The organism is Streptomyces sp. NPDC107521 (assembly GCF_055598485.1).
Genome location: NZ_JBVKAT010000025.1, coordinates 85,006 through 109,062, shown reverse-complemented (window position 1 = coordinate 109,062; position 24,057 = coordinate 85,006). Strand labels below are relative to the sequence as shown.

Below are 24,057 nucleotides of genomic sequence, written 5' to 3'. Positions count from 1 at the left end.
GTGTTTCAAAGGAACCTCAACCCGGTCGGAGATCCGATCGGGTCGGGGTATCAACATATCTGGCGTTGACTTTTGGCACGCTGTTGAGTTCTCAAAGAACGGACGCTTCCTTCGTACTCACCCGAGAAATCATTTCTCGCGGCTTTCCTCCGGGCGCTTCCCTTCGGTGTTTCCAACACTACCAGGCTTTTCCGGAGCCTCCGACCACCGCCCTGCGGGCATGGCTGAGCCGATCCGGAGTTAGGATCTGGCGGGTTGGGTACCTGTCGGAGCAGGACGCTTCGCTCGCATCCCTCAGCCCCGGGCAGGACTAGCGACAGTACACGGAACTCGGGAACGGGTGCAAATCGATGAGGACTGTGGTCTAGACCTCTATTCGTGAGCATTCATGCGGAACCGTCTGTTCCTATGACATACCCTGCTGCACAGTGTGCCGTCCGGGACAGGTAGTGACGGCCCGTAAGGATCTCCACCCCTGGGAGGCTTCCCATGACCACCGTGTCGTCCCCGCTCACCGGACGCGCCATCGGACTGGCCGCCGTGCCCGACCCGGTCTTCTCCGGGGCCATGGTCGGCCCCGGCACCGCCATCGACCCCGTACGCGAGCCCTCCGAGGCCGTCTCCCCCGTGGACGGGGTCATCGTCTCCCTCCACCCCCACGCCTTCGTCGTCGTCGACGAGAGCGGCCACGGGGTGCTGACCCACCTCGGTATCGACACCGTCCAGCTCAACGGCGAGGGCTTCGAGCTGCTGGTCGGCAAGGGCGACACCGTCACCCGCGGCCAGAGCGTGGTGCGCTGGGACCCGGCCGCCGTCGAGGCCGCGGGCAAGTCGCCGATCTGCCCCGTCGTGGCCCTGGAGGCGACCGCCGAGGCCCTGTCCGAACTCCGTGAGGACGGCGAGGTCAAGGCCGGCGAGACCCTCTTCCTCTGGAGCTGACACCGGCGCCGTCCTCGACGGCCGGCACCACAACCACCGCGGCGGCCGGGCCCGCCGCACTATCGGAGACGGGTGAGATGGAGACAACGCTGCGAGGCGTCGGTGTGAGCCACGGTGTGGCGATCGGCGAGGTTCGGCACATGGGGACGGCGGTGCTGGAGCCGCCGGCCAAGCGGATCGCTCCCGAGGACGCGGAGCACGAGCAGGGGCGGGCCCGCAAGGCCGTGGACGCCGTCGCCGCGGATCTGACGGCGCGCGGGAACCTGGCGGGCGGTGAGGCCCAGGCCGTCCTGGAGGCCCAGGCCCTGATGGCCCAGGACCCCGAGCTGATGGCCGACGTGGAGCGGCGGGTCACCGCCGGCAGCACCGCGGAGCGCGCGGTCTACGACGCCTTCGCCGCCTACCGGGATTTGCTGGCCGCCGCCGGGGAGTACCTGGCGGGCCGTGTGGCCGACCTGGACGACGTGCGCAACCGCATCGTCGCCCGGCTCCTCGGCGTGCCGATGCCCGGTGTGCCGGACAGCGACGAGCCGTACGTACTGGTCGCGCGGGACCTGGCGCCCGCCGACACGGCGCTGCTGGACCCCGCCCTGGTGCTCGGCTTCGTCACCGAGGAGGGCGGGCCGACCAGCCACAGCGCCATCCTGGCCCGCGCCCTGGGTGTGCCGGCCGTGGTGGCGCTGCCGCGCGCCGGTGAGCTGCCCGAGGGCACCGTGATCGCCGTCGACGGCGGCAGCGGCGAGATCTTCGTGAACCCGGGCGACGAGGAGCGGGCGCGGCTGGAGGCCGCGGCCGCCGAGCGCAGGGCGGCGCTGTCCGCGGCGACCGGGCCGGGCGCGACCTCGGACGGTCACAAGGTGCCGCTGCTGGCGAACGTCGGCGGCCCGGCGGACGTGCCGGCGGCGGTGGCGGCCGGGGCGGAGGGCGTCGGCCTGTTCCGCACCGAGTTCCTGTTCCTGGACGACAGCGCGAGCGCGCCGTCCGAGGAGAAGCAGGTCGCCGCCTACCGGCAGGTGCTGGAGGCGTTCCCGGAGAGCCGGGTGGTGGTGCGGGTCCTGGACGCGGGCGCCGACAAGCCGCTGGACTTCCTCACCCCGGCCGACGAGCCGAACCCGGCGCTGGGTGTGCGCGGCCTGCGGTCGCTGCTGGACCACCCGGAGGTGCTGCGCACCCAGCTCACGGCGCTGGCGAAGGCCGCCGAGGGGCTGCCGGTGTACCTGGAGGTCATGGCGCCGATGGTGGCCGACCGCACCGACGCCAGGGCGTTCGCGGACGCCTGCCGGGAGGCCGGGCTGCGGGCGAAGTTCGGTGCCATGGTGGAGATCCCGTCGGCCGCGCTGCGGGCGCGCTCGATCCTCCAGGAGGTCGAGTTCCTGTCGCTGGGGACGAACGACCTGGCGCAGTACACCTTCGCCGCGGACCGCCAGGTCGGCGCGGTGTCCCGGCTCCAGGACCCGTGGCAGCCCGCGCTGCTCGACCTGGTCGCGGTGTCCGCCGAGGCGGCCAAGGCCGAGGACAAGAGCTGCGGTGTCTGCGGCGAGGCGGCCTCGGACCCGCTGCTGGCGTGTGTGCTGGCCGGTCTGGGGGTCACCTCCCTGTCCATGGGCGCCGCCTCGCTCCCCTATGTCCGGGCAGAACTGGCGAAGTACACGCTGGCGCAGTGCGAGCGGGCCGCGGCGGCGGCGCGGGCGCAGGACAGCGCCGAGGACGCGCGGGAGGCCGCCCGGGCGGTGCTGTCCGGCGACTAGGGCCTCTCGTTCGGATCATGCGCGGCTCGCGGGGTCGGCCGGTCCGGCCCGGTCCAAACGGAAGACCCCAGCGCCGGAGGGCGCGGTGCTTCCGCCGCCGTCGTCCCGGTGAGGGGCGCTCCGCCCACGGGTGGGGCGCCCCTCGTCCGTTCAGTGGTGGTGTCCCGGCGGGTCGGGGTCCTCGCCGAGGTCGGGCGGGGCGCAGTAGTCGACGTTGGACTCGGGGGCGATCAGCTCGCCGGACTCGGCGTCGGTGCAGTAGGCGTCGAAGACCTCGCCGGCGGTGAGGGGCTGGAGGCCGGGGCCGCGCAGCCGCCAGCCGTGGATGCGGTCGGGGCGGCCGGGGGTGGTGGCGCGGAGGACGAGGCCGCCGGGGCTGTGGGTGGCCAGGCCGAGGGCCAGGACGCTGGTGAATTCGAGGGCCTCGGCCTCGTCGAGGCGCGGGGGGCCGGCGGCGGCGTCGGTGCGGAGGACGGAGACGAGGTTCTCCGGGGCGCCCTGGATGCTGCATACGAGGTGTTTGCGGCCGGGCGGGGCGGTTTCGAGGATGCGCAGGACCAGGTGGGAGGCGCGGGCGAAGGCGGCCCGGCCGAGGTCCTCGCCGCAGGTGGGGCAGGGGCCGAGGCGGTCGAGCAGGATCGCCGCGTACTCCTGGGTGGCCCGGCGGACGGCTTCGCCGACGAGGGCGGGGAGCAGTTCGGCCAGCGGCTGGCCCTCGTAGGGGACGGTGGGTCCGGTGCAGGCCAGTTCGGCGGTGAAGCGGGTCCGGCTGGCGGGGGCGTCGGGGTCGAGTCCGGTGGTGGAGCAGAACCAGGCGTACTCCTCCGGGTCGAAGAGGGCGACGTTGGTGTGGCTGCCCCGGGAGGCCCGGTCCCTGAGCAGGGCCTCGACGTTCCGGAGGTAGGCGGTGTGGTCGTGGAAGGTGAAGCTGCGGTAGTGCCGCATGGCGCGGAAGTCGTGCTCGTCGGTGAGCAGTCCGATGGTGCCGGCGATCTCGCGGCGCAGGACGCGTCGCGTGGTCCGGTCGGTGTCCGCCATGGTGTCCCCCTGTGCGCGGTCGATCGATGCTCACTCACCGTAACCGGGGGCACTGACAGCGGGGCCCCGGCAGGCGGCGGGGCGGTGCGGACCGGCCGCCGGGCCGCCGGGGTGCGGTGCGGACCGGCCAGCCGGGCCGCAGGGGTGCGGCGGCCGGTCCGGGGGGGGAGCGGTCAGGCGCGTTCGCGGGCGAGCTTCTCGTAGAAGTGGAGGAGGGCCAGGTCGTCGACGGAGCCGGGGTTGACGGCCTTCTCCAGCGGGGTGCCCTGGAGGAGCCGTTTGACGGGGACCTCGATGCGCTTGCCGGTGAGGGTGTGCGGGACGCCGGGGACCTCGATGACCTCGTCGGGGACGTGGCGGGGGGAGAGCTGTTCGCGGATGGTGAGCCTGATGCGGCGGAGCAGGTCCTCGTCGAGCCGGGCGCCGGGGGCGAGGTGGACGAACAGGGGCATCCAATAGCCGCCGTCGGGCTGTTCGACGCCGATGACGAGGGACTCCCGGATCTCGGGCAGCCGCTCGACGGCCTCGTAGATGTCGGCCGAGCCCATCCGGACGCCCTGGCGGTTGAGCGTGGAGTCGGAGCGGCCGTGGATGACGACGGAGCCGCGGGACGTCAGGGTGATCCAGTCGCCGTGCCGCCAGACGCCGGGGTAGGTGTCGAAGTAGCTGTCGTGGTAGCGGCTGCCGTCGGGGTCGTTCCAGAAGCGGACCGGCATGGAGGGCATGGGGTTGGTGACGACGAGTTCGCCGACCTCGTCGACGAGGGGGTTGCCGTCGGGGTCCCAGGACTGGAGGTCAGTGCCGAGGCCGGGGGCCTGGAGTTCGCCGATGTGGACGGGCAGGGTGGGGACGGCTCCGGCGAAGCAGGAGCAGACGTCGGTGCCGCCGCTGACGGAGGCGATCCAGAGGTCGTCGCGGACCTCGTCGTGCAGCCAGCGGAAGCCGTCGGGCGGCAGCGGGGAGCCGGTGGTGGCGACGCAGCGGACGGTGGAGAGGTCGTGGTCGCGGCCCGGGTGGACGCCGGCCTTGCGGCAGGCCATGACGTAGGCGGCGGAGGTGCCGTAGAGGGTCGCGCCGGTGGCTTCGGCGATGCGCCACTGGGCGCCGGTGTCGGGGTGGCCGGGGCTGCCGTCGTAGAGGACGATCGTGGTGCCGGTGAGCAGGCCGGAGACGAGGAAGTTCCACATCATCCAGCCGGTCGAGGTGTACCAGAAGAAGCGGTCGCCGGGGCCGAGGTCGCAGTGCAGGCCGAGCTGCTTGAGGTGCTCGACGAGGATGCCGCCCTGGGACTGGACGATGGCCTTGGGCAGGCCGGTGGTGCCGGAGGAGTAGAGCACCCACAGGGGGTGGTCGAAGGGGACCTGCTCGAAGACGGGCTCCGTGTCGGCCGCGGTGAGGGCCGCCCATTCCAGGGTGCCCTCGGGGGCCGGGGTGCCGAGGAGCGGGACGTGGACGACGGCCCGCAGGGTGGGCAGTTCGCGGCGGAGTTCGGCGACGGTGTCGTGGCGCTCGTGGCGCTTGCCGCCGTAGTGGTAGCCGTCGACGGCGAACAGGACGACGGGCTCGACCTGCTGGAAGCGGTCGAGGACGCTGCGGGCGCCGAAGTCGGGGGCGCAGGAGGTCCAGACGGCGCCGACCGCGGCGGCGGCCAGGAGGGCGACGACGGCCTCGGGAATGTTCGGGAGGTAGCCGCTGACCCGGTCGCCGGGGCGGACGCCGAGGGCACGCAGCTCGGCGGCGAGGGAGCCGACCCGGCGGCGCAGTTCGGCCCAGGTGACGGGGTGCGGGCCGTGGGTCTCGTCGAGGTGCAGCAGCGCGGGTTCGTCCGGGCGGGTGGCGGCGGCGCGCAGGGCGTGCTCGGCGTAGTTGAGGGTGGCGCCGGGGAACCACTGGGCGCCGGGCATGGCGCGGTCGCCCAGCACGGCGGTGGGGGGCGTGGAGAACCGCACGTCGAACCACTGGGTGAGCGCCTCCCAGAAGGTGTCCAGCCGCTCGACGGACCAGCGGTGCAGGGCCGGGTAGCCGCCGTCGGCGGGGGCGCCGTGGTGTTCGGCCGCCCAGGCCTGGAACCTGGTGATCCGGGCGTCGGCGATCCGGCGCGGGTCGGGCTGCCAGAGCGGCTGGGGGTTCTCGGTCGGCATGGTGGGGGCTCCCGGACTGTGCGCGTCGTGTGCGTCCATCCGCGCACGGGCGGAGTGAGCGCGTGCCGCGGCTGACAGGGACGATGCCACGTGATCGACTTCAGCACCAGGGCGCGTCCCACACACCTGGCGGCGGCCGGATGTGGGCCGGTGACAGATGAACGGCAGTTGAACGGGGCCCGCGTACGGCGCGGCGGATGGCAGGGTGAGCGGCATGAACGGTCGTGACCTGGTGCGTTCGGTGAGGGCGGTCGGCTCGGCGGGTCCGGCTCTGGGCTGGCGGACCGCGCGGGCGGTGTGGCGCGGGCGGCGCGCCGACGCGCCGCTCCCGGGGCCCCGGGGCGCGGAGCGGGCCCGGGTGCCGGGGGCGGTGCGGGGCGCGGAGCCCGGGCCGGGTGGCGGCGTGGTGCGGTTCGGGCGCGCGTGGCTGCGGGTCTTCGTGGCGGTGAACGGGGCGGTGTTCTGGGGGTGGGACGGGGCCGGGCCGGAGCCGTCGTACGCGGTGTCGGGCCGGTGTCCGGAGCCGGATCCCCGGGCGGTGCTGGAGCCGGACAAGGACGGCGGCTGGCGGGTGGTGGCCGAGCGGGTGACGGTGGCCGTGTGCCGCCGGGGCTCCGTCGAGGTGCGCACACCGGGCGGTGTGGTGCTGCGCCGGGAGCTGCCGCCCCGGTGGTGGGAGCCGGTGGGCGGCGGCGCGGCGCGCTGGACGCAGCGGTCGGAGGTGGCGGCGGACGCCCGGTTCTTCGGGCTCGGGGGGCGGTCCCGCGGGCCCCGGCTGCGGGACGGCGCGTACCGGCTGTGGAACGAGGCTCCGGAGCCGGGCCGCGGGGGCGGGGCGTCCTCGGTGACGATGCCGGTGCAGCTGGTGGTGGCGGACGCGGGGACGCACCTGGTGTTCCACGACTGCGGGTGGGACGGCACGGTGACCCTGCGGGAGGGCGAGGAGGGGGCGGGGTCGGGGCACGACCGGCCGGGGCGGAGCGTGCTGCGGATGGCGGGCGGTCCGCTGCGCTGCTGGGTGGTGGTGGGGACGCCGGCCCGGGTGCTCCGGATCTGGGCGTCGCTGACGGGGGCGGCGGCGCTGCCGCCGGCGTGGGCGCTGGGCCATCAGCACGCGCCGGGGGGCGCGGGGGGCGCGGCGGAGGTGCGGCGGGCCGTGGCCGGGCACCTGGGCCGGGGGCTGGCGCTGGACGCGGTGCACCTGGACCTCGGGCACGCGGAGGCGGGCGGGGTGTTCACGGTCGGCGGGGAGCGGTTCCCCGAGCTTCCGGCGCTGGCGGAGGAGTTGCGGCGGGACGGGGTGCGGCTGGTGTCGGCCGTGGCGCCAGGGGTGCCGGCGGTGCCCGGGCACGCGGTGTACGACGCCGGGGCGGCCGGGGACGTGTTCGTGCGGGGAGCCGCCGGGGAGGTCGTGCGGGGGGTGGGGCGCGACGGTGAGGTGGTGTTCCCGGACTTCACGCGGGACGGGGTGCGCACCTGGTGGGGCGGCTTCTACGCGGAGCGGCTGGGGCAGGGTTTCGCGGGGGTGCGGCACGACGGTGACGAGCCGGTGTCGCTGGCAGCGTTCGGCGGGTCGACGCTGCCGCGCTCGGCCCGGCACGGGCTGGAGGGGCGGGGCGGGGACCACCGGGAGGCGCACAACGTCTACGCCCTGTGCATGGCGCGGGCCGGGTACGAGGCGCTGCGGCGGCCGGCTCCGGAGGAGCGGCCGTTCGTGCTGTCGCGCTCGGGATGGGCGGGGACGCAGCGCTACGGCGGGGTGTGGTCGGCGGCGCCCGCCGAGGGCTGGCCGGCGCTGCGGGCGTCGCTGGCGCTGGTGCTGGGGCTCGGGCTGTGCGGGGTGCCGTACGCGGGGCCGGACACGGGCGGCCCGGGCGGGCGGATGTCGCCGGAGCTGTATCTGCGGTGGCTGCAGCTCGGCGCGTATCTGCCGCTGTTCCGCACCCGGGGGGCGGGGCCGGGGGCCGGTGAGCCGTGGGAGGGCGACGCGCGGGTGCTGGAGGGGGCGCGGGCGGTGTTCGCCGAGCGGCGGCGGCTGCTGCCGTACTTCGTGGCGCTGGCGCACGGGGCTCGGCGGACGGGGGCGCCCTGGGTGCGGCCGCTGTGGTGGTCGGCGCCGGAGGACCGGGAGCTGCGGGACTGCGAGGACGCGTTCACGCTGGGCGACTGCCTGCTGGTGGCGCCGGTGTGCGAGCCGGGGGTGGAGCGACGGACGGTGCGGCTGCCCCGGGGGCGCTGGTACGACACGGCGACGGAGCGGGCGTACGAGGGGCCGGTGCGGGTGGCGGTGGACGCCCCGCCGGACCGGATCCCGGTGTTCGCGCGGGCGGGGTCGGTGGTGCCGGTGCGCGGGGCGGACGGCGGGCTGGAGCTGGAGGTGTGGGCGCCCGCCCCGGGGTCGGCCGGGGGCGGGCTGGTGGTGCCGGACCCGGACGGCGGGCGGGACGGGGCGGAGCCGGAGCGCTACACCGCCCGCTGGCGGGGCCGGCGGCTGGTGGTGGAGCGGGAGGACGGGGACGGCGGCCGCGCGCCGTCCCGTCCGGTGCGGGTGCGGGGGCTGGGGGCGGACGGGGCGTCCGCCCGGTGGCGGCCCCCGCCGCCGGTCCGGCCCGCTCAGTAGCGGCCCTCGAACCAGGCCCGTACGGCCAGGGTGTGCAGGGGGAAGGCGAGTTCCGCGGGTTCGCGCAGGATGTGGCGGCCCTCGGTCTCGTCGGTGGGGGCCGAGGGGGGCAGGGCGTCGGCGGGGCGTTCCGGGAGGAGCCCGAAGACGAGCAGATGGCCGTCGGGGGAGCTCATGGCGTCGGCGAGCCGTACGTCGCGGCCCGCCGCCTCGATGCCGGTCTCCTCCCGGAGTTCCCTGACGACGGCGTGCCGCCAGTCCTCCCGTTCGTCGACGAAGCCGCCGGGCAGGGCCACTCCCCCGCGCTCCGGCTCCACGGACCGGGTGATGACGACCAGGCCGGTGCCCCGGGTGTCGTACACGGGCTGGAGCGCCACCGCGACGGGCAGCGGGTTGCGGTAGGCGGTGGTGCCGCACCCGGCGCAGGTGCGGGGGCCGCCGGTGTCGCCCTCTCCGTAGGGCAGGCCGCAGGCCGAACAGTGGGAATTCGGCGCCGAGTTGGGAACGGAGTCTTCGGTTTCGGACACGCGGCGGACTGTATCCGATCTCCGGGCCGGGAGCCGCCGGGGGCCCTGCGGGCGGGGCGCGGGGGCGGATTGGCGCGGCGGGGCGGTGCTCGGGGAGGCGGCGCGTGCCCGGCCGCGGCGAGGGCCCGGGCGGGGCCGTCCCGGTCACGTCGCGGCCCGCGCCGGCGGACAGCTCGGCCGGCAGACCGCCGCCGCAGCCGGTGTCCAGCGCCTTCAGGCCCTTGAGCTCCATCCCCGGGCGGGTGGTCGGCACCTTGCGGAAGTACGCGAACCGCGCCGGGGTGAACGCCTCCAGGGTGGCGAACGGCTGGTCGTCGTTCCCCCAGGGGGCCGCCGGGTGGGTGCCGGGGGCGGGTGCCGGGGGCGGGTGCCGGACCCGCGCGCGGCGGGGCCGGGCGGGCGGCCGTCCGCTGCGCGGCGGGGCCCCGGAAGCGCCGGGCGGGGGCTCCGCGGGGGACCTCGCCGGGATCCTCGTCGGTTTCCCCGCCGTTCCTGCCGCCGGGCGCCGGGCGGTGCTGCGCGGCGCCGTGCGCGGGCGCGCGCCGCCGTGGCGGAGGCGAGCGCCTCCGCACGGGTCGTCGGTGGGCGCCCCGGTCCGCCGGACGGTACCGGACGGGCCGTCGAGGGCGCCCGGTCCGCCCGCGCCGGCGCTCCCCGGGGCCGCGCGGACGGGCCCGCTCCGCCCGGTGGCGTCCGTCGGGCCGGCCGTCCGGTCCGGTCCTCTAGCGGGAGAGGGCCCGGCGCCGCTCCGCCGCCTGGGCCATGGCGTGCTCCACCACGCCGATGAGGACCTCCTTGGCCGACTCCCGGTCGCGGGCGTCGCACAGCACCAGGGGCACGGCCGGGTCGAGGTCCAGGGCCTGGCGGACCATGTCCTCGGGGTAACGGTCGGATCCCTCGAAGCAGTTGACGGCCACGAGGAACGGGATGGCGCGCCGTTCGAAGTAGTCGACGGCCGCGAAGCAGTCCTCCAGGCGGCGGGTGTCGGCGAGGACGACGGCGCCGAGGGCTCCCTCGGACAGCTCGTCCCACATGAACCAGAACCGCTCCTGGCCCGGGGTGCCGAACAGGTACAGCACCAGGTCCTCGCGGAGCGTGATGCGGCCGAAGTCCATGGCCACGGTGGTGGTGTGCTTGCGCTCCACCCCGCTGAGGTCGTCGACCGGGCGGCTCACCTCGGTGAGCAGCTCCTCGGTCCGCAGCGGCCTGATCTCGCTGACCGCGCCGACGAGGGTGGTCTTGCCCACGCCGAAGCCGCCCGCCACCAGGATCTTGAGCGTCACGGGCTCGACCGGCGGCCTGCCCCGCTGAGAACGCCCGAACCTCATGCGATCCCGTCTCCTGTTCGTAGAGTCCCTGAGTCCTTCACAGCGCCCTCAGGCCGTTGATCACATCGCGCAGGATGCTCTCGTCCGGCAGTTCGGCCGGGGGCACGGGCCGGTTCACGTGTACCAGCTCCGCGTCGACGAGGTCGCCGACCAGGACCCGCACGACCCCGACGGGGAGGTCGAGTTCGGCGGCGAGTTCGGCGACCGACTGCGGGGTCTCCCGGCACAGTCCGGCGATGTCCACGTGTTCCGGGGAGAGTGTGGCATCCGCTTCCGCGTCGTCCGCGGCGGGTTCCGCGACGACCACCGCGATCAGGTCGAGGCGGTGCTGGGCCGCACTGGTGGTGCGGCCCCGGGTCATGGCGTACGGACGGACGACGGGGCCTGCCTCGTCGTCGAACCAGTGGTGTCTTCCCTGACCGTCTGCACTCATGTCATCCCACTACCCGCCCGAGGGCACGTCGGTGCGCGGGGAGGTGGCCAGATGCGCACCGACCCGTTTGACGAGGAGGGTCATCTCGTAGGCGACCTGGCCCACGTCGGAGTCGGCGTCGGAGAGGACGGCGAGGCAGCTCCCGTCGCCCGCGGCGGTCACGAACAGGAAGGCGTCGTCGAGTTCGACGACGGTCTGCCGCACGCTCCCGGCGTCGAAGTGGCGGCCCACGCCCTTGGCGAGGCTGTGGAACCCGGAGGCCACGGCGGCCAGGTGCTCGCCGTCCTCCCTCGTCAGGTCCTTGGACGTGCCGGTCGCCAGGCCGTCGCCGGACAGGATGACGGCCTTGCGGATGCTGGCGACGCGGTCCACCAGCTCGTCGAGCAGCCAGTTCAGTTCACCGGATTTCACGCCGGCGTGGCCGGTCGTCTTCGGTGCGGTCATCGACCGTCCCCCTTAGTCGTTCCTCGTGGTGCGTGTGGTGCCGTGGGCGGTGCTTCCGGGCCCCGGGGGGCCCGTGGTCCGGTGGTCCCGCCGGTGCCGCCGTCCTCGGTCCCCGCCTCTTCGGCGGCGTTCTCCTCGCGTCCGCGCCGCCAGCCGCGCTGGAGGGCGGCCATCCGGCTGCGCACCTCGTCGGCGTCCCGGTCGGCGGCCGTGGGGCCCTCCTCGGCGGGTCGCCGCGGGGTCCGCTTGAGCTGGGGGGCGAGGCTGGCCTGCCGGACGCGCCGGGGCAGCGGGTTCTCGCCGGGGTCCTCCGCGCGCACCGGGGACGGCCCCCGGCGGCGGGAGGGGAGCGACGGCGGCGCCTCGGGGTCCGGACCGGCGGCGCCCGGCCGGGGCGGGCCGGGGCGGCTGCGGTCGGGCCGGGCCGTGTCGGGACGGGTCGTGTCGGTGCGGCCGGACTCGCCGGGTTCCTCGCGGGGCTCCCGCTCGGGCACCGGGCGGCCGTGCGAGCTGACCAGCTTGGGGGTCCGGCGGCGCGGCAGCGGTACGGGGGCGTCCGCGCCGTCGTCGTCGGTGGCGGCGGCCAGGGAGCGGCGCCTGCGGAACGGGCCGCCCCGGTCCCCGTCGCGGCCGCCGAGTCCGTCCGGGAGGTCGTCGAGGGCGTCCAGGTCGACCGGCGCCTCCAGCTCCACCGGTCCGTCCAGCGGGCCCTGGTGCCCCGAGGGGACCCGGGAGATGCCGGAGAGCGGGCCGTCGGCGCGCTCCCCGTCCTTGCCGAGCCGGGGGCGGTCCAGGCGGAAGCCGAGGCCGTTGGTGTCGGGGGCGTCGTCGGTCAGCAGCGCGTCGGGGACGAAGACGACCGCGGTGGTGCCGCCGTACGGGGAGGGCTGGAGGGAGACGCGGACGTTCTGCCGCTGGGCGAGCCGGCTGACCACGAAGAGGCCGAGCCGGTCGGTGTCCGACAGTTCGAAATCGGGGGTCTCGGCGAGCCGCAGGTTGGCGTCGAGCAGCGCGTCGGCCGCCATGCCGAGGCCCCGGTCGTGGATCTCCAGGGTGAAGCCGTTGGCGACGCGTTCCCCGAGGACCTGCACGGCGGTGTGGGGCGGGGAGAACACGGTGGCGTTCTCCAGGAGTTCGGCGACGAGGTGGGTGAGGTCGGCGACGGCGGGGCCGGTGACGGCGAGCCGGGGCAGCCGCCGGACCTCGATGCGCTCGTAGTCCTCGACCTCGGCGACGGCGGCGCGCACCACGTCCATGAGCTGGACGGGCTTGCGCCACTGCCGGGAGGGGGCGGCGCCGGAGAGGATCACCAGGCCCTCGGCGTGGCGGCGCATCCGGGTGGTCAGGTGGTCCAGGCGGAAGAGGTCCGCGAGTTCCTCGGTGTCCTCGGTGCGGCGCTCCATGGTGTCGAGCAGGGTGAGCTGCTTGTGCAGGAGCACCTGGCTGCGGCGGGCGAGGTTGACGAAGACCTCGGAGACCCCGGCGCGCAGTTCGGCCTGCTTGACGGCGGCCTCGACGGCGGCGCGCTGGAGGGTGTTCAGCGCCTGGCCGACCTCGCCCATCTCGTTGCGGTCGTACTCCAGGCGCGGGACCTCGGTCTCCACGTCGACCTGCTCGCCCGCCGACAGGCGCCGCATCACGCCGGGCAGCCGGACGCCGGACGCCTCGTGGGCCTCCAGGCGCAGCTTGCGCAGGTCGCGGATGAGGGAGCGGCCGATGCGGACGGACTGGAAGAGGGAGTAGAGCAGGGCGACGAGTCCGAGGGCGCCGGCGACGACGGCCTTGAGAATGACGTTCATGGCGACCGGCTCGACGCGGTCCTGGTAGGCGTCGGCGGCGTCGTCGTCGAGGCCGGCCAGTTCGGACAGCACGTCCCCGGCGGCGGTGTCCCAGCTCCGGGCGGTGACGCCGTGCGGGGTGCCGGCGCCGGAGGAGAGGGCGGCCTCCTCCGCGACGCGCAGGGGCGCCGAGGAAGCGTTCCGCCAGAAGCGCTCGTAGCGGCCCCGGTCCTTGGCGGGCAGCAGCGGCAGGTTGGTGCCGTACATCACGGTGCGCTGGGCCACGAGGTCGGAGACGTCGCGCAGTTCGGAGCGGGTGAGGCGCCCGGTGATCAGGGCGGAGCCGAGCAGGGCGTCCTCGCGGGAGAGCAGTTCGCGGGCCCGGGAGATGTTGACGAGGGCGCGGTACTGCTTGTCCAGTTCGACGTCGTTGGCGACGTGGAGGTTGGCGAGCAGTCCGAAGCAGGGTTCGATGAGGCGGTTGTAGAGGTCGAGGGCCTGGTCCCGGTCGACGGTGCCGTCCTCGACGCTGCGGCGCAGGGCGTCGATGCCGTCCAGGGCGTCGAGCAGGACGGTCAGCCGGTCGTCCTCGGTGCGGCTCAGCGCTTCGCGCACGTCGCGGACGGCGGCGTTGCGGCGGACGTCGTCGATGGCGCCGTCGGTGGCGGTGCGGCTGCGGCGCAGGTCGGTGAGGCTGCCGGAGGCGTCCGGGTCGGCGAGGTGGACGAGGGTCTGGCGGCGCTCCTGCTGGAGGACGCGGACGGTGTCCTCGACCGGGTAGCCGACCTTCTCGACGACGGTCGACACCTTGAACAGGCGGCCGGCCTCGCGTCCGGTGAGCACCGTGGCGAAGGCCCAGATCGCGGTCAGGGACACCAGCGGCACGAGGAGCAGCGCCACGATCTTCCGGCGGATCGACTTCCCGCGAAAGCGCATGGCCTCCCCCTGATCGACCCCCGCCCATCAGGGGTACACATATGCGTCAACAAACGGCGCGAGCCTACTACCGACACGCGGGTAACTCGAAGACACGTCCGGAACGCGAAGTTCCGCGCGGCGTCCGACCGGTGGGGAGTTGTCGGGGCATTGGGGGAGATTGCCACCCGGTATCCTGGGTTCTCCACGGGGGCGGGCGTCTCCGGTCCGCCGCGCCGGTTGGCCGGAACTTTTCGCTCCGCGGACCGTCGGGAATTCCGGGGCCGCCCTGTTCGTCCTCCCTCACGGGAGACGGGGCGGAACCGGTCACAGGAGCCGCAGCACGCGCCGAGGCGGCGTGAGGCGGCGCAGAAGGGGCAGCCAGAGGGGGCCGGGTCCAAGGACCCGGACGAGCGGGCTGCCGGCGGTGGGGAGTGACATGTCGAGGAGCACTGCGGAACGGCGTACGGCGCCGGGCCACGGGGAGTGGTGGGAAGGACGGGGGGGCCGTCCGGCACCCCCCCGGACGTTGTGGACGGAGGAGCCCGCCCGGCGGCACCGGCTGCCGGACCCGGTGCGCAGGGCGGCGGTGCGGGCCGTGCTCATCGTGGCCGTGACACTGATCCAGGCGATGGTGGCGTTCCTGTCCACCCTGGCCGGGTCCTGGCTGGCGTTCCCCATGGTGATCAGCAGCATCGCCGGGACGGTGGTGGCCACCTGGGCGGTGCTGGACGTCTGGGTGACCCGTCAGGTGTGGAACCAGCGCAACGGGGTGGTGTCGGTGCCGAGCAGCACCGCGCGGGCCATGCGGCGCGAGCGGCGCCGGGCACGGCGTCAGGAGCGGGCCGCCGAGCGGGCCCGGGGCCGGATACGGCGCCAGGGCGGCGCGAGCCGGCTCTCGCACTCCTGATCCCCCACCGGACGGTGCCGGGCCCCCTGGGTCCGGCACCGTCCGTGCGTACGGCCCCGGCCCTGACGGCCGGGGCCGCGCCGTGTCACGGGGCGGCCGCGCCCGGCGTGGGCGGGTGCCCGCGCCCCCGGTGCGCCCCGGGCCCGCGAAGGGCGAACGGGGTACGAAGCCGCCGGGGCCGGGGGCCGGACGGGGCCACCCGACATCCGGACCGGCACCGGCGGGACCGGGGGCCGGGCCGGGGGTCGGGCCGGGCTGGGGCCGGGGGCCGGGCCGAGACCCGGCCCGGACTGGGGGCCAGGGGCTGAGGGCCGGGGGTCGCCCCCGGGGCGGGGGCCCGCCGGGCGGTCCGTCAGCCGGAGGCCGGGGCGGGGCGCTTGAACATCCGGGTCGCCGTGATCTCGCTGTGCACGGCCTCCCCGTCGCCCGCCGTCGCCTGCTGGGGCAGCCCCGGACGCAGGTGCTCCTCCACGCTGATGTACTTCAGCCCGGCCCGGAGGTCCGCGTCGTTGCGCAGCCGGATCACCAGCGGGAACTCCGCGAGCGCCGTGGTGTCGAACAGCCCGGTGGTGTACAGGAGCTGGACGCCGAGCGCGTCGGACACGGCCCGCTGGAGCTCCAGCAGATAGGTGGCGTTGGCGCGGCCGATGGGGTTGTCCAGGAACAGCGTGCCGGCGTGCCGCTGCTTGTCGCGGCCCCGGTCGTTGCTGCGCAGCGCGGCCATGGTGCAGTACAGCGCGATGGCGGCGGTGAGCAGTTGTCCGCCGGAGAAGACGTCCCCCATCTGCCCGACGGGGACGCGCTCGGCGCGCAGCACGGCGTCGGGCTTGAGGATCTCCACGGCGACGCCCTTGGGCTGCAGGGCGGCGGCGACTCCGCGCAGCAGCAGGGAGACGCCGTCGCGGCGCAGGTCGGAGTTCTTCCGCACGGCGGAGCGGGTCGCCTCGTCGACGACCTCGCCGAGGCGTTCGGTGAGCGTGGCCTGGTCGGGCTCCTCGAAGCGGATGCGCAGGAACTCCTGCCCGGACCACTCGCCGAGCCCCTCCGGCAGCCGGGAGAGCCGCTGGGCGGAGCGCAGGGTGGCCAGGGCGGACTCGACCAGCCCGCGCAGCCGGTCCACGATCGAGTCGCGGTTGCGCTCCAGCTGGGCCAGCTCGTCGGTGAGGACGCGGAGCCGGGGGGCGAAGGCGTCGGCCCACTTCGCCGCGTGCTCCGGCAGCGCGGCGGCGGGCAGTTCCCGGATCTGCTGCCGGGCGGGGGTGCGGACCTGCTCGTAGCGGGTGGAGTTGGCGTGCCGGACGAGCACGTCACCGGCCTCGCGGACGGCGGCCTCGGCGGCGCTGAGGTCGGCGGCGCAGCCGCGCAGCGAGCGGCGGGCCTCGGCGGCGGCGCGCCGGGCCTCCTCCGGGCCGCCGGGGTAGGGCTCGGGCTCCTCCGTCTCCTCCTCCGCCGGGTGGTCCCGCAGCAGGTCGCGCAGGAGGGCGGCGGTCTCGTCGAAGCCGCCGGCGGCGTCCTCGGCGGCGCGGTGGGCGTCGAGGAGGCCGGTGTGGGCCTCGCGGGCGCCGTCCAGCGCCCCGGTGCGGGCGGCGAGTTCGGCGGTGGCCGTGCGCAGCAGGGCCTGGGCGTGCTCGGCGTCGCGGGGCAGCAGTTCTCCGGGGAGCGCGGTGTGGGCGTCGTCGCCGTCGCCGGGGGCGAGCCGCTCGGACTCGCCGCGCAGCCGTCCGAGCCGCTCGCTGGCGCTGGACATCCGGGTCTCCAGGAGCTGCACCAGCTCCTCGGCGCGGGCGGCGGCGGCCTGCCGGGACGGCCCGTCGGAGCCGTCGGGCGATTCGAGCAACTGCCCGGCGCGGGTGCGGACCTTGTTGCTGAGCCGGTCCAGCTCCGCGAGGGCGGCGCTCTCGTCGCTCTCGGCACGGGCCTGTTCGGCGCGCAGGTCGGCGCCGACGCCGACCTTCTCGTACACCTGGGAGGCGGTCCGGTAGGCCTCACGGAGGGCGGGCAGCGCGGCGCGGGGCCCGGCGGTGCCGTCGTCGGGCACGTCGTCGGGGGCCCCGGCGATCTCGGAGCGCTCGGCGCGCAGGGCGCGGGCGGTGCGGCGGGCGTCGTCTGCGGCGCGCTGGGCGGCGCGCCGGTCCTCGTCGGCGGCGCGGGCGCGGTCCAGGCAGACCTGGGCGCGGGCCTCGGCCTCGGCGCCGTCGTCGGCGAGTTCGCGGAGCCGGGTCTGCCAGCCGGAGCGTTCGCGCAGCCGGAAGGCGAGTCCGGCGAGGGCGTCGGCGGCGCGGCGGGCCCGCTGCGCGGCGTCCTGCCGTTCGTCGCGGACGGCGGTGGTCTCGGTGGCGCCCTCGTCGGCCTCGGCGCGCAGGGTGCGGGCGCGGACCAGTTCGGCCTCGGTCTCCTCGGCGAAGGAGCGGGCGTCCTCGGCGGCGCGGGCCAGTTCGGCGAGGCGGCCGGCGGGGCAGCCGGTGCGCCAGGAGGCGAGCCGGGCGGCCAGTTCGCGGTCCTTGCCGAGGCGGGCGGCGAGGGCGCGGATCTCCTCGTCGCGCCGGGTCGCCCGGGTGCGCAGGGCCCGGCGCTCCTCGTCGGCGGCGTGCTCGTCGTGCATGGCGGGGTTCGGCGGGACGAGGAAGACGTCCTCGGGTCCGGTGCCGGGCGCCGGGGTGGGGGCGAGGAGGGCGGCGGCGGTGCCGACGGCGACGGCGGAGCGCGGCAGCAGGGCCGCCTCGCCGAGGGCCTCGCGGGCGCGGGTGTGGGAGTCGGGGTCGGTGATGACGACGCCGTCGACCAGTTCGGGCCGGGCGGCCAGCACCCGGGCGTGGTCGGCGGGGTCGACGGCCTGGGCGAGGTAGCGCCAGCCGGGGAGGGCGGGGATGCCGTGCTCGCCGAGGAACTCCACGGTGGCCAGGACGTCGGGGCCGGGCGGAAGGAGTCCGCCGTCGCCGAGGGCGCCGAGGATGCGGGAGTCGTCGGCCGCTGCGGTGCGCAGGTCGAAGAGCGTGCGTTCGGCGCCGGAGACGGTGCCGTCGAGCAGTTCGCGCAGTTCGTCGGCGCAGCGGTCCAGTTCCTCGGCGGTCAGGGGCGTGCCGGACGGTCCGGGGGCCGCCGGGGGGCCGGCGGGGTCGCGGTCGGCGTCCCTGCGGGGCTGGGGGATGCCGGGGCGGGGCCCGGGGGCGAGGCCGAGCAGCTCCGCGAGCCGGTCCTCGGCGGCGAGCGCCTCGGCGGCGCGGTGCTCGGCGTGGTGGGCGCGGGCTGCGGCGGTGGCGGCGTCGGCGGCGCGGGCGGCGGTGAGTTCGGCGCGGGACTCGGCGGCGGCGGCCTCGCGGGCGTGCTCGGTGGCCCGGAGGGCGGCCTCCCGGGCGGTCTCCCAGGCGGCGACGGCGCCCTTCTCGGCGTCGCTGGCGGCGAGGGCGGCGCGGGCCGGGTCGGCGTCGGGGGCGCTGTCGTCGAGCCAGCCGGCGCGGACGGCCTCGGCGGTCTCCTGTTCGACCTCGGTGAGGCGCTGGCGGAGGTGGCCGGCCTCGCTGCGGGCGCGCTGGGCCTCGGTGGCGGCGGTGGTGGCGTCCCGGTGGGCGGTGTCGCTGACCTCCTGGAGGGCGGCGGACCGCTCCTCCTCCTCGTTGGCCTGCTGTTCGGCCCGCCCGGCGGCGGCGTGCAGGGCGCGGACGAGGTCGACGGCGGCCCGGGAGCGGGCGGCGAGGGCGGGGGCGGCGTCCCGCTCGGCCTCCTGGATGGCGGCGGAGACCCGGGCGACGCGGTCGGCGGCGGCGCGGTGCCGCAGCACGGCCTCGGCGGCCTGCCAGGCGGAGTGCAGGGTGCGGGCGTCGGCCAGTTCGCGCTTCTGGGCGGCGGCGGTCTTCTCGGCGGCGGCCAGGGCCAGGGAGGCGTGCCGGTAGGCGAGTTCGGCGGAGACGAGGGCGGCCCGGTCGCGGTCGGCACCAGCGTGGGTGACGGCGTGGGCGGCGGCGGTGACCCGCTGGGCGAGGTCGGCGGCCCGGGCCCGTTCACGGGCGCCGCGGGCGGAGAGCCGGCGGGCCAGGGTCCTGGTGCGGCGTTCGGCCCCGGCGTGGACGTCGCGGGCCCGGGCGCGGGCGCCGGCGGCCTCGACGATCCGTCCGAGGAGGTCGACGGACCCGGCGGTGAAGTCCCGTTCCGCGATCAGCTCGGCGCGGCGGCCGAGTTTGCTGCCGAAGCCGCCGACGAGGTCGGCGAGGCCGTCGGTGTCCCGGGTGTCGGTGACGGCGCGCAGCAGCAGGTCGGTGAAGTCGGAGTCCTTCTTGACGGCGAAGAGGCCGGCCGCCTCTCCCTCGTCGGCGTTCATCTCGCGCTGGTAGCGGAAGAGTTCGGGGTCGAGTCCGAGGTCGCCGAGGTGCTCGGTCCAGCGCTCGTGGGTCTCCTCCCAGTGCACCTCCAGGTGCGGGTACGCCTTGTGGGCCTCGGTGAGCGCGTCCCGGAAGCCCTTCATGGTGCGCCGCCTGCCCCGGGCGCCGGAGACCCCCTCGGCGGGCGGGCGCACGGAGGTGGCCTCGGCGACGGGCAGGTTGTCCAGGGCGAGTCCGGGTCCGGGCCGGAAGGAGTACCAGGCCTCGGCGAACTTGCGGGGGTCGTTGGAGACCTGGCGGCCCCGCCATTCGCTGGCCTTGCCGACGACGACGCACTCGCCGGTCTGCACGTGCTGCCACTCCAGGGCGACGTGGCCGCAGTCGTCGGCGAGCAGGAACTTGCGCAGGACGCCGGAGCTGGCGCCGCCCAGGGTGTTGCGGTGGCCGGGCAGCATCACCGAGAAGATCAGTTTGAGCAGGACGGACTTGCCGCCGCCGTTCTCCAGGAAGAGCACTCCGGCGGGCGCGGGGCGGCGCGGCGGGCCGACGGGCTCCTCCGCGAAGAACTCCGCCTGGGCGGGCGCGGGGTCGGGCACCGGCTCGCCGACGCCGCGCAGGTCGAGCACGGTGTCGGCGTAGCGCGCGCCGGCGGGCCCGATGGAGTAGAGGCGGACCCGGGACAGCTCGTACATGGCGGACTCTCGTAAGTCTTCGTGGGCGGGGTGGGGGCGGGGTGTCGGGGGCGGGGGTGCGGCGTGGACGGCAACGGGGCCGGCGGGGGCCGTTCCGGTCCCGGGCCTGGTGCCGGGCCCCTCCGGAGGCCGGGACGGTCCCGGGAGGACCGGGCCCGGCGGCCGGGTGCGGGGCCGGCCCGCGGTCCGCGGCTCCCGGGGGCCGGTGTCCCCGGGACGCCGGTCCTCCGGGTCCGGTGGCACCCGTCACCGGGCCGGGGCGGCCGGGCGGGGTCAGGGCGAGTGGAAGGGGAGGCCCGCGTCGGCCACCAGTTCCAGATCCTCCGTCTCCTCTGCGGGCAGCAGGGTCGCGGTGCCGTCGGTGACCGGGACGACGCCCAGCTCCAGCAGCTCGGCCATGGCGGCGGCGCCCGCCATGTCGCGCACCTGGAGCTGGTAGCGGGCGGTGGTGCGGTAGGTGCCGCCGCCCTCGTCGCCGGTGCGCTGGAGGAAGCCGGAGTCGGTGAGGAAGGCGACGGCCTTGCCGACGATGCCGGTGGTGGAGCCGGGGAGCCGCCGCGCGTCCTTGGTGGCGCCGGTGGCGCTGCGTCTGGCCCAGATCCGCCAGGCCGCCTCCAGGCCGGGGGCGTCGGTGGCCGGGTCGGTGTTCTCGCCCGCCCCCTCCGCGCGCTCCTCCAGCCGGCGGCACGCCTGGCGGACGAAGGCGTCGACACCGTTGACGGTGATCCGGCCGATGTAGCCGTCGTCGGCGAGGTCCTCGGGGCGGGGGAAGGCCAGGGCGGCGACGGCGAGGTGGGCGAGCCCGTGCAGGAAGCGGTCACCGGCGTCGGTGGCGGCGCGGCGCGCGTAGTCGCCCATGCGGACGGCGAACACCGAGTCCTCGGCGGCGGCCACGGCCATGCCCGCGCGTGGGGACACCTCCAGGACGACGAGGCCGAGTCCGGCGGCGACGGCGTCCGCGAGGCGCGCGAAGGGCGGGTCCTCGCGATGGCGGCGCAGCAGGTCGGCGTACTCCTGGTCGCGGGCGGGGAGCAGCTTGGGCTGGAGGCCGAAGGCGACGAGCCGCGCCGCGTCGGCGGCGTCGGCAGGCGTGACGGCCGCGGGGGCGGGGGCGGTGCCCGTCTCCGGTTCGCTCCGGTCGACGTGCTCGGTCACGGGCGGGGCTCCTCGCTGCGCTGGTACTCGTCCTGGTGCCGGGGCCGGGGCTCGGCCCGGGTGGCGTGGTGGGCCCGGGACACCGGGCGGTGCCGGGGAACGCGGTCGGCCGGGAGGCCGTGGCGGGCCGCCGGGCCGGGCTCGTCCCGGGGCGGCCGGGGAAGGTGCCGCCGCGGGGACCGGGGCTGCTCCCGGCTCCCCGGTGGCGGACGGTGGGTGCCGCTCACGCCGCCTCCGTCCGGTCGGCCGCCATGCCCGCCGCGTCCAGCAGGGCGGTGCCGACGATGAGGTCGGCGCCGCCGAACTCGGGGTCGTCCAGCTCGGTCCCGTCGTCCACGGCGAACAGCAGCTTCGGCTCGCCCTGCCGGTAGGCGGTGCCGACGGGCGGGCTGGCGGCGTGCACGGCCAGCAGGGCGACCAGATAGGGGAGGTCGGCGTCCCGGCCCCGGGCCTCGGCGAGCAGCCCGGACAGCCGGCGCGGCGCGTCGTGCGGCAGGTCGAGCAGCTCCATGGCGGCGGCCAGTTGCCCCTCGCTGAAGCGGCTGTCGTCCGGGGTGGCGATGAGGTCGGGCTCCGGCATCTCGGCGCCCAGGTGCTCCCGTTCCACGGGCGGGGTGAGCAGGATGTCGACGAGGTCGCCGATCCGCACCGAGACGGGGGTGCGCAGACCGGTGCCCCGGGCGAAGAAGGCGTCGGTGACCCGCTGCGCCCGCTCCAGGGGCAGCGGCAGGACGGGGGCGACGAGGTGGCCGTAGAGGTCCAGGCCCGAGGTGGCCAGGGGGGTGGCGAAGGCCTGCCGGTCCTGCTCGGCCCGGAACAGCGGACCGGCCTCCAGCAGCCGGGACTGGAGCTGGGTGTGGCGGCGGATGCAGTCCTTGACGATGTCGACCAGTTCGGCGGCGCGGCGCTTCTGCTCGGGCTCCTCCGACTCGTCGCGGGCCTTGCGGATGTTGGTGAGGATGGCGTTCTCGTGGCGGTAGCGGTCCGCGACGTGGTCCAGGGCCTCCGTGATCATGTCCGGGACGGCGTGCAGCCAGTCGACCGCGCGGACGTTGCGGCGGGTGGCGTCCAGGGACCGGCGCAGGGTCTCGGAGTACTGCACCGTCCGGTACCTGGCCTGCTCGGCGGCGAGCTGGGCGTCGGCCAGCCGGCCGCGGCTGATCAGCACCTCCAGCTTGACCTCGGCGGCGATCTGGGCGCTGGTGACGTCCGTGTCGAGCGCGCCGACCAGGACGTTGACCGCCTCGTCGGTGGTGCGCAGGTAGACGGTGCCGCCGGGGCCGGGGACCTCCTCGATCAGCTTGAAGTCGTAGTCGCGGCGGACATAGGCGCCGTCCGCTCCGAAGGTGCCGTAGACGGCGCGGAAGCCGCGGTCGGCGCTGCCGACGTTGATCAGGTTCTCCAGGACCCAGCGGGCCACCCGCTCGTGCTCGGCGGCGGGGCGCGAGGGGGCCTGGGCGGCGACGCGGGGCAGCAGGCGGGCCACTATCTGGTCGTGGTCGGCGCCGGTGTCGAAGTCCATGTTGAGGGTGACGAGGTCGATGCCCGCGAGGGCGATCTCCGCCATGCCGTACACCGAGTACTCACCGGCGAGATTCGCCTTGCGGGCGTCCAGGTCGTGCAGCGGCGCGGTGCAGGCGAGCGCGCGCAGCCGCCGCGCCAGCCCCTCGTCGGCGGCCGGTCCCGGGGCGGGGCGCGGCCCCGCGCTGAGCTGGGGCGGAACGCTGTCCGTCGGTGCAGGCGAAGTCACGGTGCACAGACTAGGTCCTCGGTCCGACAACAACCCAAACGACGCAGAAGCCCCGCTCCCCCGGATGCCCCGGCCCCCGGTGGGCGGCGCGGTTTCCGGCCAACCCGGGGCGGCGCCCGGCCCGTCGCCCAGCGCCCGCGTTCCCGGCGTCCCGGGCACCGGCCGCCCGCCCGGGACCGTCCGGTTCCGGACATCCCGGGGCCGCGCGCCCCGGGTACCCGAATGCGGACCGCCGACTTGCCGAACCCGGGCGCCGCCCCCGCCTCCGCGCCGCGCGCCCCGCGCGCCCCCGGCCGTCGGCCGTCGGCCGTCGGCGGTCGCCGGTCGCCGGTCGGCCATCGCCGGTCGCCCCACCCGTCCGCCGCCCCGGCGGGCGCGCGGCAGCCCGTCGCCGACGCCCCGTCAATCGCCCCTCCGTCAGCCGCCGCCCGCCGCCTCGCGCTCCCCGCCGCCCGCGACCCGGTCCCGGTACGTCTTCACCACCCGGCACCGCGAGTCGTCCAGATAGTCGGTGAGCAGGCGCTCCGCCGTCGCCCGGTCGCCCGCCTCCAGCGCCGCGAGGACCTCCGCGTTGCGGGTGATGTAGGGCTCGTGCAGCCGCCGCGGATCGTCCACGACGTGGAAGGCGAGACGCAGTTCGGCGAGGACCCCCCGCATCAGCTCGTCCGTGCGGGCGCTGCCGGCGAGGGCGACCAGCGCGCGGTGGAAGCGGATGTTGGCGGTGGCCACCTCGTTCCAGTCGCCGTCGCGGGCCGCGTGCCGCCCCTCCCGCACCGCCGCGGCCAGCGCCCCCAGGCCGTGGGACGCGTCGTCCAGGCCCCGGACCACGGCGCGTTCGACCAGGGTGCGGGTGCGGTAGATGTCCTCGACGTCCTCGACGTCCAGGACGCGCACGAACACCCCGCGGTTCAGCCGGTGGACCAGCAGCCGTTCGTGGGTGAGCAGGCGGAACGCCTCGCGCAGGGTGTTGCGGGAGACGCCGAGCGCCCCGCACACACCGTCCTCCGACAGCCGTGCCCCGGGCGGGAAGTACCCCTCCGCGATCCGGTCGCGCAGGATGTCCGCGACCCGCTCGGCGGTGCTGGTCCGCCCGAGGAGGGCGCGGTCGTCGGCCAGGGAGGTCAGCGGCTCTGCCATGCCCGGAATTCAACCGTGGACAACGGGACGGGGCAACAAGGGTATTGAAGGATCGTTGAACGATCCTCTACGGTGCGAGGACGACGGACCGGTCCGGCACACCGCTCCACCCCCGGCGGGCGCCCGGTGGGCCCTCTCGGGGCCTCCCCGCCCTCACCGACCAGCCCCCTCACCCCTCACCCCCCT

At 76.1% G+C, this 24,057-nt stretch carries 15 protein-coding genes; 4 read left to right on the top strand and 11 right to left on the bottom strand.

The genetic code is table 11. The features are described from left to right. Positions 1-489 precede the first annotated feature (489 nt). Both ACZ7LB_RS28470 and ptsP read left to right on the top strand, forming a co-directional pair. Positions 490-939, top strand: coding sequence for a PTS sugar transporter subunit IIA (locus ACZ7LB_RS28470; RefSeq protein ID WP_471472078.1), 450 nt, complete (start codon positions 490-492; stop codon positions 937-939). Between the two features lie 77 nt (positions 940-1,016). Further along, complete coding sequence (ptsP, locus tag ACZ7LB_RS28465) at positions 1,017-2,687, top strand: phosphoenolpyruvate--protein phosphotransferase (protein ID WP_471472077.1); 1,671 nt, start codon at positions 1,017-1,019, stop codon at positions 2,685-2,687. 150 nt (positions 2,688-2,837) lie between these two features. Here the strand turns inward: ptsP and ACZ7LB_RS28460 are convergent, their stop codons facing one another. Further along, on the bottom strand, positions 2,838-3,725 hold the full coding sequence (locus ACZ7LB_RS28460) for a hypothetical protein (RefSeq protein WP_471472076.1): 888 nt from the start codon (positions 3,723-3,725) through the stop codon (positions 2,838-2,840). 173 nt (positions 3,726-3,898) lie between these two features. Further along, positions 3,899-5,866, bottom strand: coding sequence for an acetoacetate--CoA ligase (locus tag ACZ7LB_RS28455; protein WP_471472075.1), 1,968 nt, complete (start codon positions 5,864-5,866; stop codon positions 3,899-3,901). Between the two features lie 214 nt (positions 5,867-6,080). On the opposite strand from ACZ7LB_RS28455, the gene ACZ7LB_RS28450 reads away from it, so the two are divergent. Further along, entirely contained in the window at positions 6,081-8,486 is a 2,406-nt protein-coding gene (locus ACZ7LB_RS28450) for a glycoside hydrolase family 31 protein (protein ID WP_471472074.1), read from the top strand. On the opposite strand, the gene ACZ7LB_RS28445 is transcribed toward ACZ7LB_RS28450, so the two are convergent. From ACZ7LB_RS28445 to ACZ7LB_RS28425, 5 genes are all read right to left on the bottom strand, one after another. Next, entirely contained in the window at positions 8,480-9,013 is a 534-nt protein-coding gene (locus tag ACZ7LB_RS28445) for an NUDIX domain-containing protein (RefSeq protein ID WP_471472073.1), read from the bottom strand. The genes ACZ7LB_RS28450 and ACZ7LB_RS28445 overlap by 7 nt on opposite strands. Before the next feature lie 722 nt (positions 9,014-9,735). After that, positions 9,736-10,341 carry a GTP-binding protein gene (locus ACZ7LB_RS28440; protein WP_471472072.1) on the bottom strand — a complete coding sequence of 202 codons (606 nt, stop codon included), beginning with the start codon at positions 10,339-10,341 and terminating at the stop codon, positions 9,736-9,738. Positions 10,342-10,378: 37 nt separating this feature from the next. Continuing rightward, positions 10,379-10,774, bottom strand: coding sequence for a DUF742 domain-containing protein (locus ACZ7LB_RS28435; protein ID WP_471472071.1), 396 nt, complete (start codon positions 10,772-10,774; stop codon positions 10,379-10,381). A 9-nt stretch (positions 10,775-10,783) separates the two neighbouring features. Then, positions 10,784-11,218, bottom strand: coding sequence for a roadblock/LC7 domain-containing protein (locus ACZ7LB_RS28430; RefSeq protein WP_471472070.1), 435 nt, complete (start codon positions 11,216-11,218; stop codon positions 10,784-10,786). Then, complete coding sequence (locus ACZ7LB_RS28425) at positions 11,215-13,932, bottom strand: nitrate- and nitrite sensing domain-containing protein (RefSeq protein WP_471472069.1); 2,718 nt, start codon at positions 13,930-13,932, stop codon at positions 11,215-11,217. The genes ACZ7LB_RS28430 and ACZ7LB_RS28425 overlap by 4 nt, the downstream gene beginning before the upstream one ends. Positions 13,933-14,350: 418 nt before the next feature. Here ACZ7LB_RS28425 and ACZ7LB_RS28420 point away from each other — a divergent pair, with 418 nt between their 5' ends. Continuing rightward, on the top strand, positions 14,351-14,821 hold the full coding sequence (locus ACZ7LB_RS28420; protein ID WP_471472068.1) for a hypothetical protein: 471 nt from the start codon (positions 14,351-14,353) through the stop codon (positions 14,819-14,821). Between the two features lie 352 nt (positions 14,822-15,173). On the opposite strand, the gene ACZ7LB_RS28415 is transcribed toward ACZ7LB_RS28420, so the two are convergent. From ACZ7LB_RS28415 to ACZ7LB_RS28400, 4 genes are all read right to left on the bottom strand, one after another. Beyond that, complete coding sequence (locus tag ACZ7LB_RS28415; protein WP_471472067.1) at positions 15,174-19,829, bottom strand: coiled-coil domain-containing protein; 4,656 nt, start codon at positions 19,827-19,829, stop codon at positions 15,174-15,176. A 273-nt stretch (positions 19,830-20,102) separates the two neighbouring features. After that, positions 20,103-20,984, bottom strand: a complete 882-nt coding sequence (locus ACZ7LB_RS28410; protein ID WP_471472066.1) for a hypothetical protein — start codon at positions 20,982-20,984, stop codon at positions 20,103-20,105. A 223-nt stretch (positions 20,985-21,207) separates the two neighbouring features. After that, positions 21,208-22,734 carry a hypothetical protein gene (locus ACZ7LB_RS28405; RefSeq protein ID WP_471472065.1) on the bottom strand — a complete coding sequence of 509 codons (1,527 nt, stop codon included), beginning with the start codon at positions 22,732-22,734 and terminating at the stop codon, positions 21,208-21,210. Positions 22,735-23,151: 417 nt separating this feature from the next. Continuing rightward, a complete protein-coding gene (locus ACZ7LB_RS28400; protein WP_471472064.1) occupies positions 23,152-23,871 on the bottom strand; it encodes a GntR family transcriptional regulator in 720 nt (239 codons plus the stop codon). Positions 23,872-24,057 lie beyond the last annotated feature (186 nt).